The sequence below is a fragment of the Ruegeria sp. BE9 genome (genome assembly GCF_056538765.1).
The window spans coordinates 934,463-954,914 of sequence record NZ_JBQFTS010000001.1; the positions used below are offsets into that span (position 1 = coordinate 934,463).

Sequence of the window (20,452 nt, forward strand, 5' to 3'; positions counted from 1 at the left end):
AAATTGTAATGCGTGATTCTTGCAAGCGGGCCAATGGACAGCAGTAAACCACAGATCGGCAAAGCAGCTCTCTGGATGACCGGAGCCATTGCGTCATTCTCTTCTATGGCCGTCGCCGGGCGTGAGTTGAGCGTGACGCACGACACGTTCGAGATCATGTTCTATCGCAGCCTTGTTGGCATTTGCGTGGTAGCTCTGGTTTTGACGTTTACGAAGAAATGGAGTCAGGTTTCGACTTATAGGTTGAGCCTGCATGGTGTTCGAAACGTGCTCCATTTCACAGGTCAAAACCTTTGGTTCTATGCAGTGTCAGTCATCCCATTGGCACAGGTATTTGCGCTTGAATTCACGCAACCCATCTGGGTGATATTGCTTTCCCCTCTGTTGTTACGAGAACGTCTGACGACCGTTCGTGTCTTGTCGGCACTGATTGGATTTGCTGGCATTCTTATCGTCACCAGACCGGGCGCCGCGCCGTTGAGCACTGGGCTGTTAACGGCTGCTCTTTCGGCAGTTTTCTTCGCTTTGACAACAATCTCCACCAAGAAGCTAACTCAGTTTGCCAGCATCGGGTGCATCATGTTCTGGCTTACGGTCATGCAGGCGTTTCTGGGATTGTTTGCCGCTGGAATTGATGGGCAACTCACTTTGCCAAACGCCGAGACGGTACCGTTTTTGTTGTTGGTGGGTCTGGCGGGTTTACTTGCCCACTACTGTATCACTAACGCACTGGCCATCGCGCCGGCGACTGTAGTAGTGCCTTTCGACTTTGCCCGCCTGCCTACAATCGCAGTTGTGGGAATGGTTCTATACCACGAGCCTTTGGACCAATGGACCCTGCTAGGAGCGGCCGTGATCTTCGCCGGGATCTTTCTAAATGTGCACGCTGAAAATCGTAACAGTTTAGCAACACTTCCACGAGACACTCAGAAGAAGTAACGCACGGTCACAGGTTGACGTTAACTTAAACGCCTAGGAAATATCGAGCACCACAAAAACGGATCAGGCCGCACCGAACGTCATGCAGCACTGATCGCCGGAGGAACAAAGGGAGGAACTAATGAAAAAAGCGCTACTACAGGCGTGCGCGGTATGTGTCGGGGCGACGGGGGCCTATGCAGGTGGCCTCGATCGCAGTGGCCAAGGCGTCAACATCTTGTTCGAAGAAGGAAACGCCGTTCAGCTCCGCTTGGGCTACACCAACCCCGACGTAAGCGGTCAGCAAAATGGTGTAGATTCAGGCAATGTGACTGACGACTTCTTCACTCCACACCTCGCGTACAAGCATGCGTTCACCGACCGTTTGGATTTCGCTCTGATTTACGATCAGCCCTTTGGCGCCGATGTGAGCTATCCTACCAACTACCCCCTATCCCAAAACCCCACAGCTCCTGTTGGCGGACGCACTGACGTCTTGCGCGCCAAGGCGGATCTAGACGCGATCACGGCCCTTCTGCGGTACAAGTTCGACGGTGGCTTTAGCGCCATCGGTGGTATCCGGGCTCAGCGCGCGAGCGCAAACGTGGCCGTACCAGCCGCACTTGGGTACGAATTCGATCCAAGCGACGAAACGGATTTTGGCTATGTTGTTGGTGTCGCATGGGAGCGCCCGGACATCGCGGCTCGTGTCTCGCTTGTATACAACTCGAAAATCACTCACGACTTCTCGGCGACCGAGTCCAACAACTTGCCGCCCCCACCAATTCCGGTTCCGTTGGTTAGCCAGCAAACCGAAACTGAGGTTGTTACACCGCAATCGATCAACCTGGACTTCCAGACCGGCGTTGCACCAAAAACACTGCTGTTCGGATCGATCCGCTGGGTGGACTGGCCGCAAACCGTACTGGCCCCACCGGTCTATGTCGGTATTACAGGTGATAACCTCGTCGACTACGAAGACGACACATTCACCTATACATTGGGCTTGGGCTATCAGTTCACGGACGAGTTTTCGGGTGCTGTGTCGGCTGGTTACGAAACCTCTTCGGGTTCGACCGTGTCTAACTTGGGTCCGACTGATGGATTCTGGAGCCTCGGTGTCGGTGGAACCTACAGCTTCGAGAATGCTCAGCTGTCCGGCGGCGTTCGTTACACTGACATTGGTGACGCAACCACTACAACTGGCGGCGAATTCTCAGGCAACTCGGCCTGGAGCGTTGGCTTTCAGCTGACCTACGCACTGAACTAAGATCGGTTCACAGACGAACTTAAAACCCCGCTTTCTCAGCGGGGTTTTTCTTTGCGCAAGTTCCGGGTCGCGCCGCCCAGTCGACAATGCCAAAACGAGTTATGGCTGATCAAAAAAATCTTTCCTCAAGAGCATGGACAGAACTTTTACTTCTCGGTGTAATTTGGGGAGCTTCGTTCATTTCAATCAGAGTTGCCTTGGATACTATCCCAGTGATGACCTCTGTTTTGCATCGCGTCTTCTGGGCCATGCTGGCCCTTTGGATTGTGGTACGAATTCGAAAACTACCGATCCCTTGCAGCCCCCGTATCTGGGGCGCATTCTTGGTGATGGGTCTGCTCAATAATGCTATCCCATTTTCCCTGATGGCTTGGGGCCAACTCTATATTGAGACCGGGTTAACCTCGATCCTAAATGCCATGACGGCAATTTTCGGTGTTTTGACAGCAGCACTATTTTTTAAAGATGAAAGGCTGACGCGCGCTCGTGCCATTGGTGTTGGCATGGGGTTCCTCGGCGTGACGATTGCTATCGGGCTAAAGAACTTTGCCAGCTTCAATCTCCAAAGCGCTGCTCAGTTGGCCATCGTAGCTGGCACTGTTTCCTACGCTCTCGCCGGCGCATGGGCCCGTGCGACACTGTCAGATTTACCGCCTGTCGTTGCCGCGGCTGGCATGCTGACAGGATCCACAATTTTGATCCTGCCAATAACTCTGGCAGTTGATGGCGTACCGACCTTAGCACTACCCTTGGAAACCTGGGCGGCCATTGCCTACTACGCCCTGATCGCGACGGCTGGTGCCTATCTGCTGTATTACAGGGTTCTCGCCATGGCAGGCGCAGGGAACCTTATGCTCGTTACCCTCGTGATCCCGCCCGTCGCCATCGTTTTGGGCTCAGTATTGCGGGACGAAGCATTGCTGCCTCAGGCGTATCTGGGCTTTGCAGTTCTTGCGCTTGGCCTTTTGGTTCTTAACCGATCTCGCGCGCATGATTGACGCCGCCCCCTGCCCGATTTAGCTAGGTCCAAAACAAGGGACTGCGGACGATGATCTATAGCTCGGCAAAAGACTGGCGCGAAGCAGCGCGAAAAAGAGTGCTGTTTTTTGGCATGTCGGGCCTTGGAAAGACCTATGTCTCTAACGTTCTGCGCGACTCTGGAGATTGGTTCCACTATTCGATCGATTATAGAATCGGAACTCGGTACATGGGCGAATACATCGCCGATAATGCCAAAGCCGAAGCGATGAAGGTTCCTTTTCTACGCGACCTGCTGTTGTCAGATTCGATCTTCATTGGCTCCAATATTTCTTTTGAGAACCTGACCCCTGTCGCCTCTTATCTTGGAAAACCCGGCAACCCTGAGCTGGGCGGTATGGATCTGACCGAGTACCGCCGTCGTCAAGAACAATTCCGTTTGGCAGAAATTCATGCCCTTTTGGACACGAAATACTTCATCGACCGAGCAGACCGTCTTTACCAGTATCCTCATTTCATTTGCGATACCGGGGGGTCGATTTGTGAGTGGGTTGATCCAGAAGACCCGCACGACCAGGTGCTGACGGAGCTATCTTGCCAAACGTTGATGATCTGGATTCAGGGGGACGAAGACCATACTGCTGAGTTGGTCCGACGCTTTGACCGAGCGCCTAAACCCATGTCCTATCAGCCTGAGTTCTTGACCCGGGTATGGGATGACTACTTGGCTCAAAACACGTGCACTGCAGAGGAAGTAGACCCCAACGCGTTTATTCGCTGGACCTACGCACAAGCTCTTGCACATCGTCAGCCGCGTTATCAGGCGATGGCGAAAAACTGGGGCGTGACCGTGACTGCGGATGACATGCACAAAATCCGTGATGCGGGTGATTTCGATGAGTTGATCGAACGTACCCTTGAGACCCAGGCAAACCGCGCTTAATTACCGCTCTTACACTGTTCTTCCAAAGGCTTGTACCTGATGCCGATCAAGATTCCTTCCGACCTTCCTGCTTTTGACGTTCTTACTAAAGAGGGCGTCATGGTTATGGCCGAGGATCAGGCAATGCGTCAGGATATTCGTCCGCTGCGCATTGGGTTGCTGAACCTGATGCCCAAGAAGATTCAAACAGAGAACCAGTTTGCGCGCCTGATCGGCGCAACACCACTGCAAATCGATCTGTCTCTTATCCGGATGACTGAGCACCGGACTAAGAACACGGCTGCTGAGCATATGGCTGAGTTTTATCGCCCGTTCCAAGAGGTAAAAGACGAGAAATTCGACGGCCTTATCATAACCGGTGCCCCAATTGAGCATCTCGAATTTGATGATGTTACCTATTGGGACGAACTTGGGGAGGTCTTTGAATGGACCCAGACCAACGTGCACTCTACTTTCGGTGTTTGCTGGGGCGGAATGGCGATGATCAACCATTTCCACAACGTCCGAAAACACATGCTGGATGCAAAAGCGTTTGGCTGTTTCCGGCATCGGAACCTTGCCCCGGCCTCGCCGTTCCTACGCGGGTTTTCCGATGATTGCGTGATCCCGGTCAGCCGTTGGACGGAAATGAAACAGAGCGAAATCGACGGCGCAGATGGGTTGACGACATTGCTGGGAAGCGACGAAGTCGGTCCCTGTTTGGTCGAGGATCCAGCGCATCGCGCGATCTACATCTTTAACCATTTCGAGTACGACAGCGATACGCTCAAGCAGGAATACGACCGCGACGTCGAAAACGGTACGCCGATAAACGTGCCGATAAACTACTATCCAGACGACGACCCAAGCCTACCGCCGCAAAACCGCTGGCGCAGCCATGCCCACCTGCTCTACGGTAACTGGATTAACGAAATCTATCAGTCCACGCCCTTTGATATGGAAGCTATTGGCAGTTAAGGCACTCATAACCTTCGGGCTGCTTTTGGTAGTCTTGGCGCTTGTCACCGCGTGGCGAGTGGCCCGAAATGAAACGCGAGCCGAGGCCAGCTTTCCTCCTGAAGGTGAGATGATCGATGTCGACGGCGTTTCCGTGCATGCCGTCGTTATGGGAGAAGGCCCCGATGTCGTTCTTCTCCACGGCTCCAGCGGCAATACTCGGGATATGACCTTTGCTTTGGCGCCAATCCTCGCAAAAAACTATCGGGTGATAGTCTTTGACCGACCCGGGCTAGGATACAGCGACAGCTTCAACCCCGACGGCGAAACTCTTGAAGAGCAAGCCGATATTCTTCAAAAGGCCGCAGCGCAATTGGGGGCCGACAAACCCATTGTCGCAGGCCAAAGCTATGGCGGGTCTGTGTCGCTAGCATGGGCGGTTACACGACCTGACAACATAGCGGCGTTGGTATTGATCGCTCCGGCCGCGATTCCATGGGAAACGCCACTTGACGGCTTTAATCAGTTAGCGTCGACCCCTATCGGGAATGCGCTGGCCCTACCCTTGATCACGGCTTTCGTGCCCGAATGGTACGTCGAAAGCGCGTTGGATAACGTTTTTTCCCCACAAACTGCGCCGAAAGGCTATGCGGACCATTTCGGTACGGGCTTAACAATCCGCCGCGGTTCAATGCACGCCAACGCCAAACAACGGGCCAATCTTCTGGAGGAGGTACGCGCCCTTCAACCAAAGTATAGCGAGATTAATGTACCGACCGAAATCGTTCACGGGACAGCCGACACAACTGTCGGGTTGGGTTGGCACTCCGAACGCCTGATCGAACAAATCCCGGGCGCAGAATTAATTGAATTGCCAGGGGTCGGCCACATGCCGCAGGTCGTCGCTGCACCAGAAGTAGCCGAGGCCATCGACCGCGCAGCCGAACGAGCAGGTTTGCGTTAAGTCGCCAGCTAATCCATAGTAGGATATGGATTTTATGGCGAGGTAAACCATGACCCGTTCTGAAAAAGGCTCCATTGAAAAGTACTTTAAGAAGGACGCCCCAAAGGAGGTGCGCTCCGCGATAGAAAAGTCAGACAAGGGTGATATTCTGAACCCAAGCTACCCTTACGAAGAGCGTATGAAACGTAAGGACTATGACAAGCAGATGGAAAAGCTGCAAATTGAACTGGTTAAGATGCAGTCTTGGGTCAAGGAAACGGATCGCCGCGTTGCCTTAATTTTCGAGGGCCGTGACGCTGCAGGAAAAGGCGGCACCATCAAGCGGTTCCGTGAAAACCTGAACCCACGAGGTGCGCGCAACGTAGCGCTCAGTAAGCCGTCTGACATGGAGCGCAGCCAATGGTATTTTCAGCGCTACATATCGCACCTGCCCGGAGCGGGTGAGATCGTTTTCTTCGACCGCAGCTGGTACAATCGCGGCGTTGTGGAAAACGTATTTGGCTTTTGCACAACTGAGGAACGGGAACGCTTTTTCCGCCAAGTGCTGCCTTTGGAAACAGGTCTCGTTAACGACGGCATCCAGTTGTTTAAGTTCTGGTTGAACGTTGGTCGGGCCGAGCAGCTAAATCGGTTTTTGGCGCGTGAAACAGACCCGTTAAAGCAATGGAAACTCAGTCCGATTGACGTAGCGGGACTGAACAAATGGGATGAATACAGTCAATCGATTTCGGAAACACTGACCCGTAGCCATTCCGAGCATTGTCCCTGGACCATCGTCCGATCAGATGACAAAAAACGCGCGCGTTTGGCCGCTATTCGCACGGTCCTACACGCTTTGGACTATGATGAAAAAGACGAAGATGCCATCGGCCCGAACGACCCTAAGATTTGCGGTGGGCCAGAAATTTGGGATGCGTGACCGATAGTGGACGAACACAACAACGCGGCATATGTCATGTATTCCGACAGCTTGAACAACAAAGGCACCTGACACAGGGATGACGAAACGCGGGTATCACCACGGGAACCTAAAGCAGGCACTGATCGAGGCAGCTTTGTCTCTGATCGAAGAAAAAGGTCCGACCGGCTTTACCTTGTCAGAGGCTGCAAAAACTGCGGGCGTAACACCCGCTGCTGTATACAGGCATTTTCACGGCCGAGAAGACCTGATCGCCGAGGCCGCCCGGCAAGGCTTTGAGATGTTCGCGGATTTGATGCAGTACGCCTATGATAAAGGCCAGCCTTCTGCCCTCGCCGCTTTCGAAGCCACAGGCCGCGCTTATTTGGCTTTCGCGCGCAAACATCCCGGACATTACATTGCAATGTTCGAGAGTGGGATTTCCGTCAACCGAACCCCCGAATTGGCACTGGCCGCAAATCATGCAAAAGCGGTTCTTGAAAAGGCTGCTGCTGATCTGTCTCAGCACATCCCGCCTGAAAAACGCCCACCCGCGTCGATGTTTAGCGCGCATATCTGGGCAATGAGTCACGGTGTTGTAGAGTTGTTCGCCCGAAACACCGGGGCAACATCCCCCTTCCCTCCGGAGGATTTGCTTGAAACAGGAATCGGAATTTATCTGAGAGGCCTCGGCTTGGTTCCACAAGACGATTAGGGATCAAAACCTAGACAATGGTTGCGGGGCGCTGAGACCAGAAGTCACGTTAATCAGGTCCATCGCACCCATACCCTTGATGTCAACACGCCCAATGTCGGAAACTTGAAACTCATCGATCAAGGCGTACTTCATTTCTTCGGGTGCAACGATATTCATCGGGTTTGCAAAGACTTGGAGGCGTGAAGCTATGTTCACCGCCGGACCGAAAACGTCATATACGTATTTCTGGATTCCGACGACCGAGCCCACAGCAGCCCCCATTCCCAATCCAATACGAGCCTGCCATTTATGCGGGTGGCTTTCGTTTCGCCGCTCTAAATACCGCAAAAACCGAACAGCGCAGTGCGCCACGGCCGTGGCATGATCCGGTGTCGCGTCAGGCATACCAGACACGGCAAGATACGCATCGCCAATCGTCTTGATCCTTTCGCAACCGAATTGTTCGACGATACGATCAAAGGCGGTAAAAATATCGTTCAGTTCACTCAGCGTAACAGTCGGATCGGTTTTGGCGGCAAAGTCTGTGAAGCCAACGAAATCAAGCATTACTACCGAAACCTGATCATAAAGCTGCGGTGTAACGACACCGAACGTCTTGAATTCTTCATAGACCGCTCGTGGCATCAGATTTAGCAGCAGACGCTCAACACGCTCTTTTTCCCTTTCCAACTCGCGCGTGTTCCGCTCGACCATCGTCGAGTAACTGTCGATCATACTTTCAAGTTCACGGATCCTCGTGATGTTCTGGCACTCAACGACCAGAACCTGTTCGGACAGCCCATTCGCCAAAGAAATGGCCGTCGCAAAGATCAATGTCCGCCGTTTCGGCTTGATCTGTAGTTCAACTGAATATCTTAGCCCCGACTGTTTGACGTCTTCTAATTCCCGCAAATCCAGATCGGGGAGCAAATCCAGCAACGTTTGCCCCTCTTCTGGTTTGCCAAACCATTCGCCAAATGGTCCGTTGCTAAACACAAAAGTCAGATCAGAGGCCCGTACGACAGCAACTCCAACTCCGATTGCGCGTAATAACTGTTCGTTGATCGCGAGAATGCTCATGCGGCGTCTCGAGTAACTATAATAGCGCGTTTGGCCTCAATGGCGCCGAGGGCGACTTTGATGTGCCGATCTTCCATGCCATGCGCAGCCAGCGCCTCACCAAAGAGTTCAGCCATTTCGTCAAAATCTGCATGAGAGATATTCAGATGCCGATGAACTGCTTCAATCCGTTCGTCACTGAAAGATGCAGGACCACCGACCAGGGACGAAACAAACTTGGTTTGGTGGTCAATCAGACGTGGCATATCAATATCTTCGAAATGGCCGCCAATCTGATCTGAATCTAAGGCCATTTCATAGAAAGTCATCACGATCCTGCTGATCGTTTTAAACCCACCATATCTTTCATAAATTGTCTGACTCACACCACACATCCAGTCGTAAACAAACAACAACACTGGAATGCTATATCAATTTGACAGTTTTGTTAACGCTTATGCATTGGACCGATGAAACCAGAGCCATTGCTAAACGGCGACTCCAAACTGTTTTCTCTAGACGGTTAGATCATCCGCACAGGGAATAAAGCCCACAAAGCCACCCTGCTCTAACAGTCGGCTTTGACCACCCACGCGCCAATAGAGCTTGCGCCGCGCTGCCTGTATTTCCCGTCTTATACGGAACCAAAGCGGCCCCTTGTCCAATCCACTGTTGGTCTTTTTATCCTGAGAGCGTTCGCTGACCTTTACCGTTTCAACAATCTGATCCTGTTGCTTTGACCAAATCATTTGCACGCCAACCGCGGGAAAACACTGATACATCTTCCAATCCCGACGCGGAATTGAAACGAAGTCGTCAAGGTGATCCGAGTATTGCTCTGACCACGATAACAGCTTTCGGCAAGCTTCTTGGGTCAGGATGTAGGCCGCAGCGCTCGGGGCCATCTCTAACATCGGTCTTACCGAAACACCGGCTACTTCTGTTTGCGGTCCGAACCGAAGTGCCCGCGGAGAATAGTCGAGCTTTACAAAGTCAAACCCGGTCGCCCAATTTAGTACGGACGTGATCACCTCACCTGCTTTCGCGGACATCTCGACGTCATCTTCAAATATCGCAACTGCTTTCAACCCTTGGTCAATCGCCGCCTGCCACACGGCGCGATGGCTTTCAAAGCAAGCGATTTCACTCTGCTTTAACCCCCACCGGCTACCTGTTCCTGCAACATAGCCGTTGTTATCCAATGCACCGTCTTGCTGTGCGTCCGTAGCGCTAAACCGCTGCGCTCCTATCAAACCAGCATGGGCAAACTGCCGCTCCATAAACGCTTTGCGCTCGGGTACGCGATCTAGGTTGATGTAAAACACGCCCGTTTTCGATGGCAGCTCGTGACGACCCACGTTTTTTCCTTTCGAACACTCTAGCCAAATACACATCCGTACTCCCGACAATCAAGCCTGTGAGATGGTCTATTCAGCTTTGATTATCGCGTCTAGGCTGCACCAGAAGAACAGGAAATAGGAATCGTTCAATGGCATCTCACGGGTATTCAAGCGGACGTCTGAACTTACCATTTGTCGGCATCTCAACCTTTGGCAAATCTCCATACGTTGAGGATTGGGACGGAATCGACGCTGACGTTGCCATAATGGGTGCGCCCTTTGACTTTGGAACCCAATGGCGATCCGGAGCGCGATTTGGACCTCGAGCTGTGCGCGAAGCCTCGACACTCTTCAGTTTTGGCCATGCCGGGGCTTACGACCACGAAGACGATGCCACTTATCTGGATGCTTCAGTTCGGATGGTCGATATCGGGGATGCCGATATCATTCACACTAAGACAGAAGAGAGCCACGCAAACATCCAATTTGGCGTTGAAAAGATGTTAGCGGCGGGTGCCCTGCCCGTCACGATTGGCGGAGACCATTCTGTTAACATCCCGTGCATCAACGCCTTCAAAGCTGATTGCGAGAACAACGGGCCTATTCACGTAGTTCAAATTGACGCCCATTTGGATTTTGTTGACGAACGTCACGGTGTCACTGCAGGCCACGGAAACCCTATGCGGCGTGCGATTGAGAAACCCTATGTCTCGGGCATGACCCAGCTGGGCATTCGCAACGTGTCTTCAACTGCAAAGGAGGGATACGAGGACGCTCGTGCACGTGGTTCCGACATCCTTTCGGTCCGCCATGTCAGAAAGCTTGGCACGGATGGTGTGCTCGAAAGAATTCCGCAAGGCGCACGGTACTATGTGACAATTGATATAGATGCCTTCTGCCCTTCGATCGCCTCCGGGACCGGAACGCCGAGCCACGGCGGCTTTCTATATTATGATGTTTTGGAGATATTGCAGGGACTAGCTAAACGCGGTGACGTTGTTGGCATCGACTTGGTCGAGGTCGCTCCCAACTATGACCCAACTGAAAGCACTCAGATTCTTGCTGCTCAAGTCCTGTTGAATTTCATCGGATTCATTTTCCACGAAAAGGGCAAGAAGGGCTGATCGCCCTTCTTGCCAATGCGATCACGCACTGATCGTGTTGTGCTCTGGGCCGTAAGGGAAACCGGTGATGTTTTCAGCGCCGGTTTCTTCGACCACCAGGATGTCATGCTCGCGATACCCGCCTGCGCCTGGCTGGCCTTCTGGAATCCAAAGCATTGGCTCGATCGAAACGACCATTCCCGGTTCCAATACAGTGTCGATATCCTCACGCAACTCCAGCCCTGCTTCTCGGCCGTAGTAGTGACTCAGAATACCAAACGAATGGCCGTAGCCGAACGAGCGGTATTGCAGCAGGCCTTCATCCGCGAAGAAGCGGTTGATCTCTTCGCAAATGCCAGAACAAGTCGCACCCGGTTTTATAAGGCTCAGACCCAACTCATGCGCGGCGACGTTGGCTTTCCAAATGCGCAGGCTTTCCGCATCGGGCTCACCCAAGAACAGAGTGCGTTCCAACGCCGTGTAATAGCCCGAAATCATCGGAAAGGTGTTCAGAGACAGGATATCTCCCTTTTGAAGCGCTCGTTTAGTGACCGGGTTATGCGCTCCGTCTGTATTCAGGCCGGATTGGAACCAGACCCAGGTGTCGCGATACTCAGCGTCCGGATAAGCGCGCGCGATCTCTGCCTCCATCGCGTCACGTCCAGCCATTGCAATCTCGATCTCGGTAGCGCCTTCGCGGATCGCGGCGTGAATAGCGGCCCCACCAACATCTGCAGTACGCGCACCACCTTTGATCAATTCAATTTCTTCGGCGGACTTTACCATACGTGCGGCCATTGTATCGGCTGCGATATCAACCAGTTCGGGTCCGCCCAGCATATCCAATGCCGTGTCACGCATCGCGAGCGTCATGTGGTCGCCTTCGATGCCAAGCCGACCGGCTGAACCAATCAGGCTGGCAACAGCACGCCAATAGTTGTTTCGCTTCCAGTCGGTGTAGATGACATTTTCTTCGACAGAGCGGCGCCACGGCTGTCCGGCGTCGATATTTGCGGAAACGGTCGTGCAGCTGTCTTGCGTAACAACGCAGCCGTACGGCCGGCCAAAGGCGCAATACAAAAAGCCAGAATAGTAAGCGATGTTGTGCATCGACGTGAGCAACACTGCCGGAATATCACGTGCAGCCATCGTCGCTCGCAGGCTAGCCAAACGCCGAGAGTATTCCGCTTTGCTGAATGGCAATGGCGCTTTGTCGCCATTGTGGCTGGTGAAAAACTCTGGGCGATTTTGTAGATCAGTCATTTGCTCTCTCCTAAATGCCGGACAGGCACCCCGCCCGACCACAAGCCCCGGCGTTCAGGACAAGCGGCCTCGGGAACCGAGAGCCATGCGCCCGTTTGGATGTCACGACGCCATCGTGACCGGGCTACATAACGAAATCGCTAAATCACCTTGCGAGTCGCGTCAAGCGGGGCTGAGACCCCGCAGACGCTCGGACCGACGGCGCAGCAACTCAACCGTTGTCAGCAACGCAATCGAGATGACAACAAGGATAGTCGCAACCGCCAGAATGGTTGGGCTGATCTGTTCACGCAGGCCAGTAAACATCTGCCAAGGTAGTGTTTTCTGGCTAGCCGAACCGACGAACAGTACAACAACAACCTCATCGAACGACGTGATAAAGGCGAAGAGGCCACCCGAGATAACGCCTGGCAGGATCAGCGGCATTTGGATCTTGAAGAAGGTCCTCACCGGACCTGCGCCCATATTCGCTGCGGCCCGAGTCAACGATTGATCGAACCCGACCAGTGTCGCAGTCACCGTGATGATCACAAAGGGAATACCCAGAACCGCGTGCGCGAGGATTACCTTCACATACCCCACAAAGTTCTTGTCCATTCCCAGCGTGCCTTCAAGGAACCGGCCAATATCGCTGTAGAAGAAGAACATGCCAGTCGCTGAAATGATCAGCGGTACAATCATGGGTGAGATCAGAATGCCCATGATTGCCCGACGTCCAGGTACATGGCTTTGGCTCAGGCCAATGGCGGCCAGCGTCCCCAGCGAAACCGAGATTATTGTCGCAATCGGGGCAATGATAAGCGAGTTCTTAAAGCTCCGCTGCCATTCATTGTTGGTGAAGAAATCGCGATAGTGCTTCAGCGAATATCCCTCAGGATCCAAGCGCAACATCTCGGGCGTGAAGGTAAAGAAGTCTTGCGCGTTGAAAGACAGTGGCAGGACCACAAGGATCGGGGTGATCAAGAAGACGAAGATCGCACCGCAAATCACGCGGAACAGGTAGTGCTCAAACACTTGCCGACCCGTCAGGTACGGCAGCAGCTTTTGTCTGTAACGCCCCTCGTAAAGCCAGAAAATGAAGAACGCAAAGAACCATCCGACCAACAGGCCAACAATCAGTCCCGTGATCCCGGCAAAGAAGAACCCGACCGCAGCTAGCCCTAAAACGGTGACCCAGCGCGCGACACGCTCATTGTCTAGAACCGAAATATAGAGCCATGCCAAGCCCGCCATCAACGCGGCTCCGATCAGGATTCCCAGCAGAACATTGCCCTGCCCGGCTCCGACGAACATTCCGACGAAACCTCCGGCGATGGCGACCGCAGGTAGAACAACCGACAACGGTTTGCGGGATATAGGTGTAAGTGCTGCCATGATCTTTATCCCAATTTCACGTTATCGATGCCCACGATCTTGTCGTAACACCAGTAGAGCAACAGAACGACCGCCAGGAGGATCGTCCCCAGCGCCGCAGCTAAGCCCCAGTTCAGCGAGGACGAGATGTGGTAGGCAATTCGGTTCGAGATAAAGACACCCTTGGTGCCGCCCACAATCTCAGGCGTGATGTAGTAGCCGATGGCCAGAATGAACACGAGGATCGACCCCGCCCCGATACCCGGAATGGATTGCGGGAAGTATATTCGCCAGAACGTCGTCCAGTTCGTAGCACCCATCGACTTAGCTGCGCGGGTGTAAGACGGCGGGATCGTCTGCATTACCGAATACATCGGCAAGATCATGAACGGCAGCAGAATATGCGTCATCGCAATAATCGTGCCGATCTGGTTGTTGATAATTACAAGCCGGGCATCATCCGCGACCAACCCAAGCCAGACCAGCGTTTCGTTGATAACCCCTTGTTGCTGCAGCATTACTTTCCAAGCCGATGTACGAACCAAAAGCGAGGTCCAGAACGGCAACAATACGAGGATCATCAACAGGTTAGAAACACGCATTGGCAGCGTCGCCAGCAGGTACGAGACCGGATAAGCGAGCAGAATACATGAGCCGGTAATGATCAGCGACATGAACAACGTGCGTCCGAAAAGCTTGATCAGAATCTGTTTGTCTTCGGGCTGCGCCTGAGCTCCCTCAGGTGTGCGGCGCATATCAATAGCATTCAGGAAATAGCCGTTCGTAATTGGAACCGCGTGAGTTTTGATCGTGCGCCACGTCTCGACATCACCCCATCCGTCGTGGATCTCAATCAGCTTTTCCTTGAAAGGCGCATCAGCCTCAGGGTCCATGCGTTTGATCTTACGGCCAGATTTACGGAACATCGAAGACATTCCTGTTTGCTCGTAATTCAAACGCGTACCAAGTTTGGTGTGTTCTTTCGCCTCAACCGCCGCGACCATGTCTTTCGCAAACGCGGCGTATACAGCCTCTTCCGGCAACTCTCCGCTCTCGGCGTCCCAGCTCTTTAGCTCAACCACCGTCAGTGGGAGCGTTTCCGCGACGATGCCATTTTCCACCGAGCGCAACAGCATCGACACGATCGGTATGACAAACGAGAGCATTACAAACAGAAGCAGGGGCGCAACAAGGGCAAGTGCCCTGAGTTTGCGACGTCTCAGCGAACGCGCCAGTGATTTCTTCAGTGGCGTGCCATCTGCAGCCAACATCGGGCCGGATTGAGTAGCGTCAGTCATCTGCGTCCCTTGGTCTTTAGTGGATCGGGGCCATTGGCGGCCCCGACCTTACGTTTCAAAGCGGGCTTATTGAGCCAGCCACGCCTGGAATTTCGCGTCGATGTCGTCGCGATAGTCAGCCCAGAACTCGTAGTTATACAGGAACGTATTCTTGGCGTTCTCTGGATCGGTCGGCATATGCGGAGCCATGTCGATACCCAGATCAGCGTGCTGACCTACCAGCGGAGCCGACGATGCACGTGCCGGACCGTACGAGATGTACTTGGCCTGATCCGCCAGGCGCTGAGTGTCAGTCGCAAACCGGAGGTAATCCAGTGCGCGCTGCTTGCGCTCATCGTCAAGACCGGCGGGAATGATCCAACCGTCGATGTCAAACACCTGCGCGTCCCAAAGCATTGCAACAGGCTGGTTCTGCTCTTCAATCACGCTGAACAGACGACCATTATAGGTCGAACCCATGACAACCTCGCCATCGGCCAGCAATTGCGGCGTGTCAGCACCTGCGGACCACCAGACAACGCTGTCCTTGATGGTGTCCAGCTTAGCCAGGGCTTGATCCTGCCCTTCTGGCGTGGCCAGAACGTCGTAAACATCATCCTTGGCTACGCCGTCGCACAACAGCGCCCATTCCATGTTGTTGATAGGACGCTTTTCGAGCGAGCGTTTGCCTGGATAGGCTTCCAGATCAAACACGGCGCAAACATCGGTCGGAGGCGTGTCACCCACCAGATCGGTGCGATACCCGAACGTGGTCGAATAAACGATGCTCGGGATGTAGCAGTCGCTGACGATCAGTTCACCGAAGTCCTCGGAAGCCGGGGTGCCATCGGGTGCTGGCTCGAGCATCTCGTCATGATCGATTTCCATAGCCAGACCTTCGTCACACAGACGAATTGCGTCCGCGGCAACAACGTCGACCACATCCCATGTGATATTGCCCGCTTCATTCATCGCACGCAGTTTGGCCACCGCTTCGTTCGAGCTGTCATCGTTCAGGATGGTGACGCCGGTCTTTTCCGAATAGGGCTCGTGATAGGCTTTGAGCTGCGATTTGGAGTAAGCGCCGCCCCAGGAGACAATCGTCATCTCTTCGGCCATAGCGCCGCCTGCAACAGCAGCAACCGCACTCGCCAATAGAGTGGTTTTAGTAACTTTCATAGTTAACTCCCTGTTATACCCGTTAATTTTGACTTTGAGGATCGGATCACGGGGCAACCCGATCATCTGTTGTTCCGTGCGCCCGGGCGGGTCGCACGGAAATTCCTTATCAGGCGTCCAGCGCCCGACAGTCCTGAGCCAACCAGCCGATTTCGACCTCTTCACCCGGATGCAGTTTAATTGCGTCTGGCGCGTTCCGGGTTTTGATAATGAAGTCGTCATTTCCAGCTACTGACAGGCGGAAACGGAACACGTCGCCCATGTAGATGAACTCTTTCACCGTGGCCTTTAGTGTATGGGCGTCAGCATGCAGGCGGTCTTTGTTGAATTCCACCCGCTCAGGTCGGATCGAAACCTTAGTGCGTTCGCCCGCCTTGTGGACGTTCACCGGCTTGGCATCAATTTCGGACCCATCATCAAGCGCAACTACACATGAGTCGCCATCGATTGACTTAACAACGCCTTCCAACGTGTTGTTTTCACCAATGAACTGCGCAACAAAACTGTTTTCAGGCTCTTCATAAAGCAGGTCCGGCGGTGCCAACTGCTGAATACGTCCATCATCAAACACAGCGACGCGGTCCGACATCGTCAGCGCCTCGGTCTGGTCGTGAGTCACGTAAACCGTGGTGATACCTAGCTCGTGCGCAAGACGGGTGATTTCAAACTGCATGTGCTCTCGCAGTTGTTTATCCAGCGCCCCCAGCGGTTCGTCCATCAGAACCAACTCGGGCTCAAAGACAAGTGCGCGTGCCAGAGCGATACGTTGCTGCTGACCACCTGAGAGCTGGGCGGGACGACGGCTGCCGAAAGCCCCCATCTGCACCATATCCAGAGCTCGTTTTACTTTGTCCTCACGTTCGCTCTTACCCATCTTCCGCACTTCCAGTGGGAACGAAAGGTTCTCAGCGACCGTCATGTGCGGGAACAAAGCGTAGTTTTGGAAAACCATCCCGATGCCACGCTTGTGGGGCGGGATGTTGTTTATTGGACGACCGTCCAACATGATTTCGCCGTGAGTGGCCGTTTCGAACCCCGCCAGCATCATAAGACAAGTTGTCTTGCCGGACCCAGACGGCCCCAGCATCGTCAGAAACTCACCTTTTGGCATTGAGAGGTTTAGATCTTTTACGACCAGTATTTCACCATCGTAAGATTTTTGGACACGCTGAAACTCGACGAACGCTGCGTCATTGGACATTTACCGACTTGGCTCCCCTGTGCGGTCTTTTGTCTGCCCAGTTTATCCGGATCTAAAAGACCAATCGGGCTCATTTAAGGACATGCAAGGCGCGACACGCAACTAAAATATGACGGTGTGGTGACAAGAAGTTCGCTGCGAGTGCAAAACTCAGGCAGAGTTCAACTCTCTCATATGCCACGCAAGGCTTTGATTGCTTGATAAAACAGGCTTCCCTAGCTGTTTTTCAATTTCCGGTATCGCGTCAAAAGTTCTTAAATTTGTGCAGCTTAGAAAAACAGCTTCAACCGCCGAATCGGCCCCAAGTTTCATCGCGGCATCGACAACCGACTGCTTTGAAATTCGAACAACCTTCGATTCTTCCGCCTCTCCGAACGAGCCAAAGACGTCCATAGAAACCCCGTTTTGAGCGAATGCCCGCCGCAGAGGCTCATTCACTTCTTCGATGTACGGCGACAAAAGCGCAAAGTTTGAAACTCCCAAATGCGCTGCACAGGCTGACGCCGCCCTCAGCGGATTCGTAACGACGTCGACATTGCAGGTTTTCTGAACCATTTGCTCAACCCGATCGGACCCAATGACCGAGCTGGCTGAGGTGCAGCCATAGCCAACAACACGGTAGGGCCGAATCTTTGGCAACAGATCCGCCGCTGCAGGCAGAGCTCTCTCCATCTCTGCAAGAGAATCTGTCGTGACATTCACACCACTGGGGATTCGCGAAACGTAAAGAGGACAGGTTCGGTCAGAGAAATAAGCGCTGAACTCGGGTTCTATGGTTTCATCAGTTTGCAGAACGATTAGACCCATCGGTGCAACGTTCACGTCATCTTCGTCCAAAGTGTACGGCAAATAACTCATAGCTCTGGCAACTCTGGCCCTACGCGGGGGCTTAAAAACCGGGGCGCTCGTTCAGTAATCAGTATGTTCTCTTCGTGGACTAAGATCTTGCCTCCGACAGCGATGCCGGGTTCCAGTGTCAAAACCATTCCTGGCTCCAACACTGTGTGGTCGGTCGGAATCAGAGAAGGCCATTCCGTCAAAGACATTCCCAAACCATGTCCCAAGCGGCCAGCCCCTGTATCGCCGCTGTTCCGGGACACGACGTTGTTCATAGTGTGAAAAAGCTGAGAAGCGGTTGCGCCGGGTCGGGCCTCTTCAAAAGCGGCATCTGAGGCCTCGATCAGAAGTGCATACGCATCTTTGACGTCCGCACTAACCGCCCCGACGGACCAATTGCGATCGAAGTCACAGAAATAGCCATCCCAAACCAATCCGGTATCCAGCATAAGCACATCTCCCGACGCCAAAGGTGTTTCGCGAGCTGGCGAGATAACGTCTGCGTATCCCCCCTGCTCGGCACCGCCGGCGAGATACGGAACCCAATCCGCACCCTCTTCTAAACATAGCATCTGAAAATTGCGGAATACTACGTCCAAAGCCACGCCCGCACCCGCGATTTCGGGGACACGCTGAAAGGCGCGTCCGGCAATCGAACAAGCGGTTTCAATCTTGGAAACCTCTGCGGACGATTTGACCATTCTCAGCGCACGTAAAATACCGTCATCACCAGGCAGCTTTCGGGATCCAATCGCCCTGTCCAATCGGTGAAAATCCGACAACGGCATTCGAACATGTGTTTCAAGCCCGTCAGGCAAACCTATGTGCCCACTTTCCTGCACGACCTCGTTCAGCGTGTCGGCCAACAGACTAATTCCGTCGTCACTTAGGTCAGGTGCGCTCCAGGTTCGGATATCGTCCACCCATGTCTGCCCCATCAGGGCGGCACCAATCGATGGGATGACCGCAATCGGTTTGCCCGAAGCTGGAACAACCAGAAACCAAGGGCGCGTGGGACTTTCCCAAAACCGAGTCAGATACCCTGTGAAATATCGTATCTCTGGCTCTGTGGTCAGTAACAGGGCGGAAAGGCCCGCCTTCTCCATGCGGAGTTGTGCGCGTTCCGTTCGCGCGCGAAACTCAGCTGTTTCAAAGCCCCTCATTCCGCGATCTCAGACAAAAAGCACAATACGCGCGCATCACGGCCTATTCCAACGGCCTTGCGAACATCCTCATTCATAACAGCTGCAACCCCTGCCCCTCCTGACGCGGTTGTGGCTACGCCGGCGTCTGCCATCGCCGGAAGATGTTGTGTTACTTCATCGTCCGTCAGGGTCAAAAACATATCTGCATCCCGAGCAAGGCCGTTAAGTGCAATCAACGAAGGTTCTTTGCAATCAAGCCGACCCATTACGCTTTCCGGCCCATCAGCAAAAACGCATGCCCCAGCTTGAATACTTGCCTGCAAAGCTGGTGCTGCATCGGGCTCTACCACGATGATCTGAGGTTCATCGGCCCAAACAGTTCTTGCATAAGCCGCGACAGCGCCGGCCAATCCGCCAACACCTGCCTGCAGCATGATGTGCGTCGGCGGCTCAGGGCATTGCCGGGCCGCCTCGGCTGCCATTTGAAGATACCCTTCCATGAGAGTATGAGGCAGATCGTAATAGCCTTCCCACGAACTGTCAGAAAGCAAAATCCAGCCATTTTCCTGCGCCGCTGTACTGGCACCTTCCATGCTTGCGGCGTAATCTGCACCTTGGCGAACAACCCGAGCATTCTGGGCGCGCAAACGGTCAGCAAAACTCTCGGGCACAGTTTCCGCGATATAAACCACGGCATCGGCACCAAAGATTCGTGCGCCTGCAGCAACACTCATACCGTGATTTCCAGCGCTTGCAGTGACGTAAGTACGGCCCGTAAGTGTCGTTTGGTCCGGCGTGTCGGACAAGTCCGCGGCGTGCCGCGCAATGACATAAGCCGCACCCAGCGCCTTGAACGAGCCCAGGTTCATACGGCCGCGTTCATCCTTAATCCAAACCGCGCCGACATCTGCCAGACCATCGGCATTAATCAACGGAGTCTCGGCGGCGGCGGGACACTGTTTCAAAAGATCTGCCACACGGTCAGCATCAGTAGACGGGTACGGCGCGGTTTCAATCAACCTCTGGCCGCCACGATGGGGGTTGGATGTGATTTTCAATTGGATGTCTTTCTTGAGTTACCCATTGACGAG

At 53.7% G+C, this 20,452-nt stretch carries 20 protein-coding genes; 9 read left to right on the plus strand and 11 right to left on the minus strand.

Annotated elements, in window-relative coordinates; genetic code table 11:
• Positions 1 to 33: 33 nt before the first annotated feature.
• The 8 genes from ACR0EO_RS04570 to ACR0EO_RS04605 all read left to right on the plus strand — a co-directional run bounded on the left by ACR0EO_RS04570 (position 34) and on the right by ACR0EO_RS04605 (position 7,622).
• Positions 34 to 939, plus strand: a complete 906-nt coding sequence (locus tag ACR0EO_RS04570; RefSeq protein ID WP_480687433.1) for a DMT family transporter — start codon at positions 34 to 36, stop codon at positions 937 to 939.
• Between the two features lie 121 nt (positions 940 to 1,060).
• On the plus strand, positions 1,061 to 2,188 hold the full coding sequence (locus ACR0EO_RS04575) for an OmpP1/FadL family transporter (RefSeq protein WP_480687435.1): 1,128 nt from the start codon (positions 1,061 to 1,063) through the stop codon (positions 2,186 to 2,188).
• A gap of 101 nt (positions 2,189 to 2,289) precedes the next feature.
• Entirely contained in the window at positions 2,290 to 3,186 is an 897-nt protein-coding gene (locus tag ACR0EO_RS04580) for a DMT family transporter (protein WP_480687437.1), read from the plus strand.
• A 50-nt stretch (positions 3,187 to 3,236) separates the two neighbouring features.
• Positions 3,237 to 4,109, plus strand: a complete 873-nt coding sequence (locus tag ACR0EO_RS04585) for an ATPase (protein WP_480687439.1) — start codon at positions 3,237 to 3,239, stop codon at positions 4,107 to 4,109.
• Between the two features lie 39 nt (positions 4,110 to 4,148).
• Positions 4,149 to 5,066, plus strand: a complete 918-nt coding sequence (gene metA, locus ACR0EO_RS04590; RefSeq protein ID WP_480687441.1) for a homoserine O-acetyltransferase MetA — start codon at positions 4,149 to 4,151, stop codon at positions 5,064 to 5,066.
• On the plus strand, positions 5,056 to 6,009 hold the full coding sequence (locus ACR0EO_RS04595) for an alpha/beta fold hydrolase (protein WP_480687443.1): 954 nt from the start codon (positions 5,056 to 5,058) through the stop codon (positions 6,007 to 6,009). The genes metA and ACR0EO_RS04595 overlap by 11 nt, the downstream gene beginning before the upstream one ends.
• 49 nt (positions 6,010 to 6,058) lie before the next feature.
• Complete coding sequence (gene ppk2 / locus ACR0EO_RS04600; protein ID WP_480687445.1) at positions 6,059 to 6,928, plus strand: polyphosphate kinase 2; 870 nt, start codon at positions 6,059 to 6,061, stop codon at positions 6,926 to 6,928.
• A 79-nt stretch (positions 6,929 to 7,007) separates the two neighbouring features.
• The gene (locus ACR0EO_RS04605) at positions 7,008 to 7,622 is read left to right on the plus strand and encodes a TetR/AcrR family transcriptional regulator (RefSeq protein ID WP_480687447.1); all 615 of its coding nucleotides are present in this window, start codon (positions 7,008 to 7,010) and stop codon (positions 7,620 to 7,622) included.
• A 3-nt stretch (positions 7,623 to 7,625) separates the two neighbouring features.
• Here the strand turns inward: ACR0EO_RS04605 and ACR0EO_RS04610 are convergent, their stop codons facing one another.
• The 3 genes from ACR0EO_RS04610 to ACR0EO_RS04620 form a co-directional block, all read right to left on the minus strand.
• Positions 7,626 to 8,684: an adenylate/guanylate cyclase domain-containing protein gene (locus tag ACR0EO_RS04610; protein ID WP_480687449.1), complete on the minus strand. Its 1,059-nt coding sequence runs from the start codon at positions 8,682 to 8,684 to the stop codon at positions 7,626 to 7,628.
• The gene (locus ACR0EO_RS04615) at positions 8,681 to 9,058 is read right to left on the minus strand and encodes a group I truncated hemoglobin (protein WP_480688232.1); all 378 of its coding nucleotides are present in this window, start codon (positions 9,056 to 9,058) and stop codon (positions 8,681 to 8,683) included. The genes ACR0EO_RS04610 and ACR0EO_RS04615 overlap by 4 nt, the downstream gene beginning before the upstream one ends.
• A gap of 120 nt (positions 9,059 to 9,178) precedes the next feature.
• Positions 9,179 to 10,021, minus strand: coding sequence for a glycosyltransferase family 25 protein (locus ACR0EO_RS04620; RefSeq protein WP_480687451.1), 843 nt, complete (start codon positions 10,019 to 10,021; stop codon positions 9,179 to 9,181).
• A gap of 131 nt (positions 10,022 to 10,152) precedes the next feature.
• On the opposite strand from ACR0EO_RS04620, the gene speB reads away from it, so the two are divergent.
• The gene (gene speB, locus ACR0EO_RS04625) at positions 10,153 to 11,127 is read left to right on the plus strand and encodes an agmatinase (protein ID WP_480687453.1); all 975 of its coding nucleotides are present in this window, start codon (positions 10,153 to 10,155) and stop codon (positions 11,125 to 11,127) included.
• A gap of 21 nt (positions 11,128 to 11,148) precedes the next feature.
• On the opposite strand, the gene ACR0EO_RS04630 is transcribed toward speB, so the two are convergent.
• The 8 genes from ACR0EO_RS04630 to ACR0EO_RS04665 all read right to left on the minus strand — a co-directional run bounded on the left by ACR0EO_RS04630 (position 11,149) and on the right by ACR0EO_RS04665 (position 20,419).
• Positions 11,149 to 12,369, minus strand: a complete 1,221-nt coding sequence (locus ACR0EO_RS04630; RefSeq protein ID WP_480687455.1) for an aminopeptidase P family protein — start codon at positions 12,367 to 12,369, stop codon at positions 11,149 to 11,151.
• 162 nt (positions 12,370 to 12,531) lie between these two features.
• Positions 12,532 to 13,743 (minus strand): ABC transporter permease, encoded by a 1,212-nt coding sequence (locus tag ACR0EO_RS04635; RefSeq protein WP_480687457.1) that lies wholly within the window; start codon positions 13,741 to 13,743, stop codon positions 12,532 to 12,534.
• 5 nt (positions 13,744 to 13,748) lie between these two features.
• Positions 13,749 to 15,020, minus strand: a complete 1,272-nt coding sequence (locus ACR0EO_RS04640) for an ABC transporter permease (RefSeq protein ID WP_480687459.1) — start codon at positions 15,018 to 15,020, stop codon at positions 13,749 to 13,751.
• Positions 15,021 to 15,086: 66 nt separating this feature from the next.
• Positions 15,087 to 16,178, minus strand: coding sequence for an extracellular solute-binding protein (locus tag ACR0EO_RS04645; protein ID WP_480687461.1), 1,092 nt, complete (start codon positions 16,176 to 16,178; stop codon positions 15,087 to 15,089).
• A gap of 109 nt (positions 16,179 to 16,287) precedes the next feature.
• Complete coding sequence (locus tag ACR0EO_RS04650; protein ID WP_480687463.1) at positions 16,288 to 17,379, minus strand: ABC transporter ATP-binding protein; 1,092 nt, start codon at positions 17,377 to 17,379, stop codon at positions 16,288 to 16,290.
• Positions 17,380 to 17,529: 150 nt separating this feature from the next.
• Positions 17,530 to 18,237, minus strand: a complete 708-nt coding sequence (locus tag ACR0EO_RS04655; RefSeq protein WP_480687465.1) for a maleate cis-trans isomerase family protein — start codon at positions 18,235 to 18,237, stop codon at positions 17,530 to 17,532.
• Positions 18,234 to 19,379 carry a M24 family metallopeptidase gene (locus ACR0EO_RS04660; RefSeq protein ID WP_480687467.1) on the minus strand — a complete coding sequence of 382 codons (1,146 nt, stop codon included), beginning with the start codon at positions 19,377 to 19,379 and terminating at the stop codon, positions 18,234 to 18,236. Before ACR0EO_RS04660 ends, ACR0EO_RS04655 begins: the two co-directional genes overlap by 4 nt.
• Complete coding sequence (locus tag ACR0EO_RS04665; RefSeq protein WP_480687469.1) at positions 19,376 to 20,419, minus strand: pyridoxal-phosphate dependent enzyme; 1,044 nt, start codon at positions 20,417 to 20,419, stop codon at positions 19,376 to 19,378. Before ACR0EO_RS04665 ends, ACR0EO_RS04660 begins: the two co-directional genes overlap by 4 nt.
• Positions 20,420 to 20,452 lie beyond the last annotated feature (33 nt).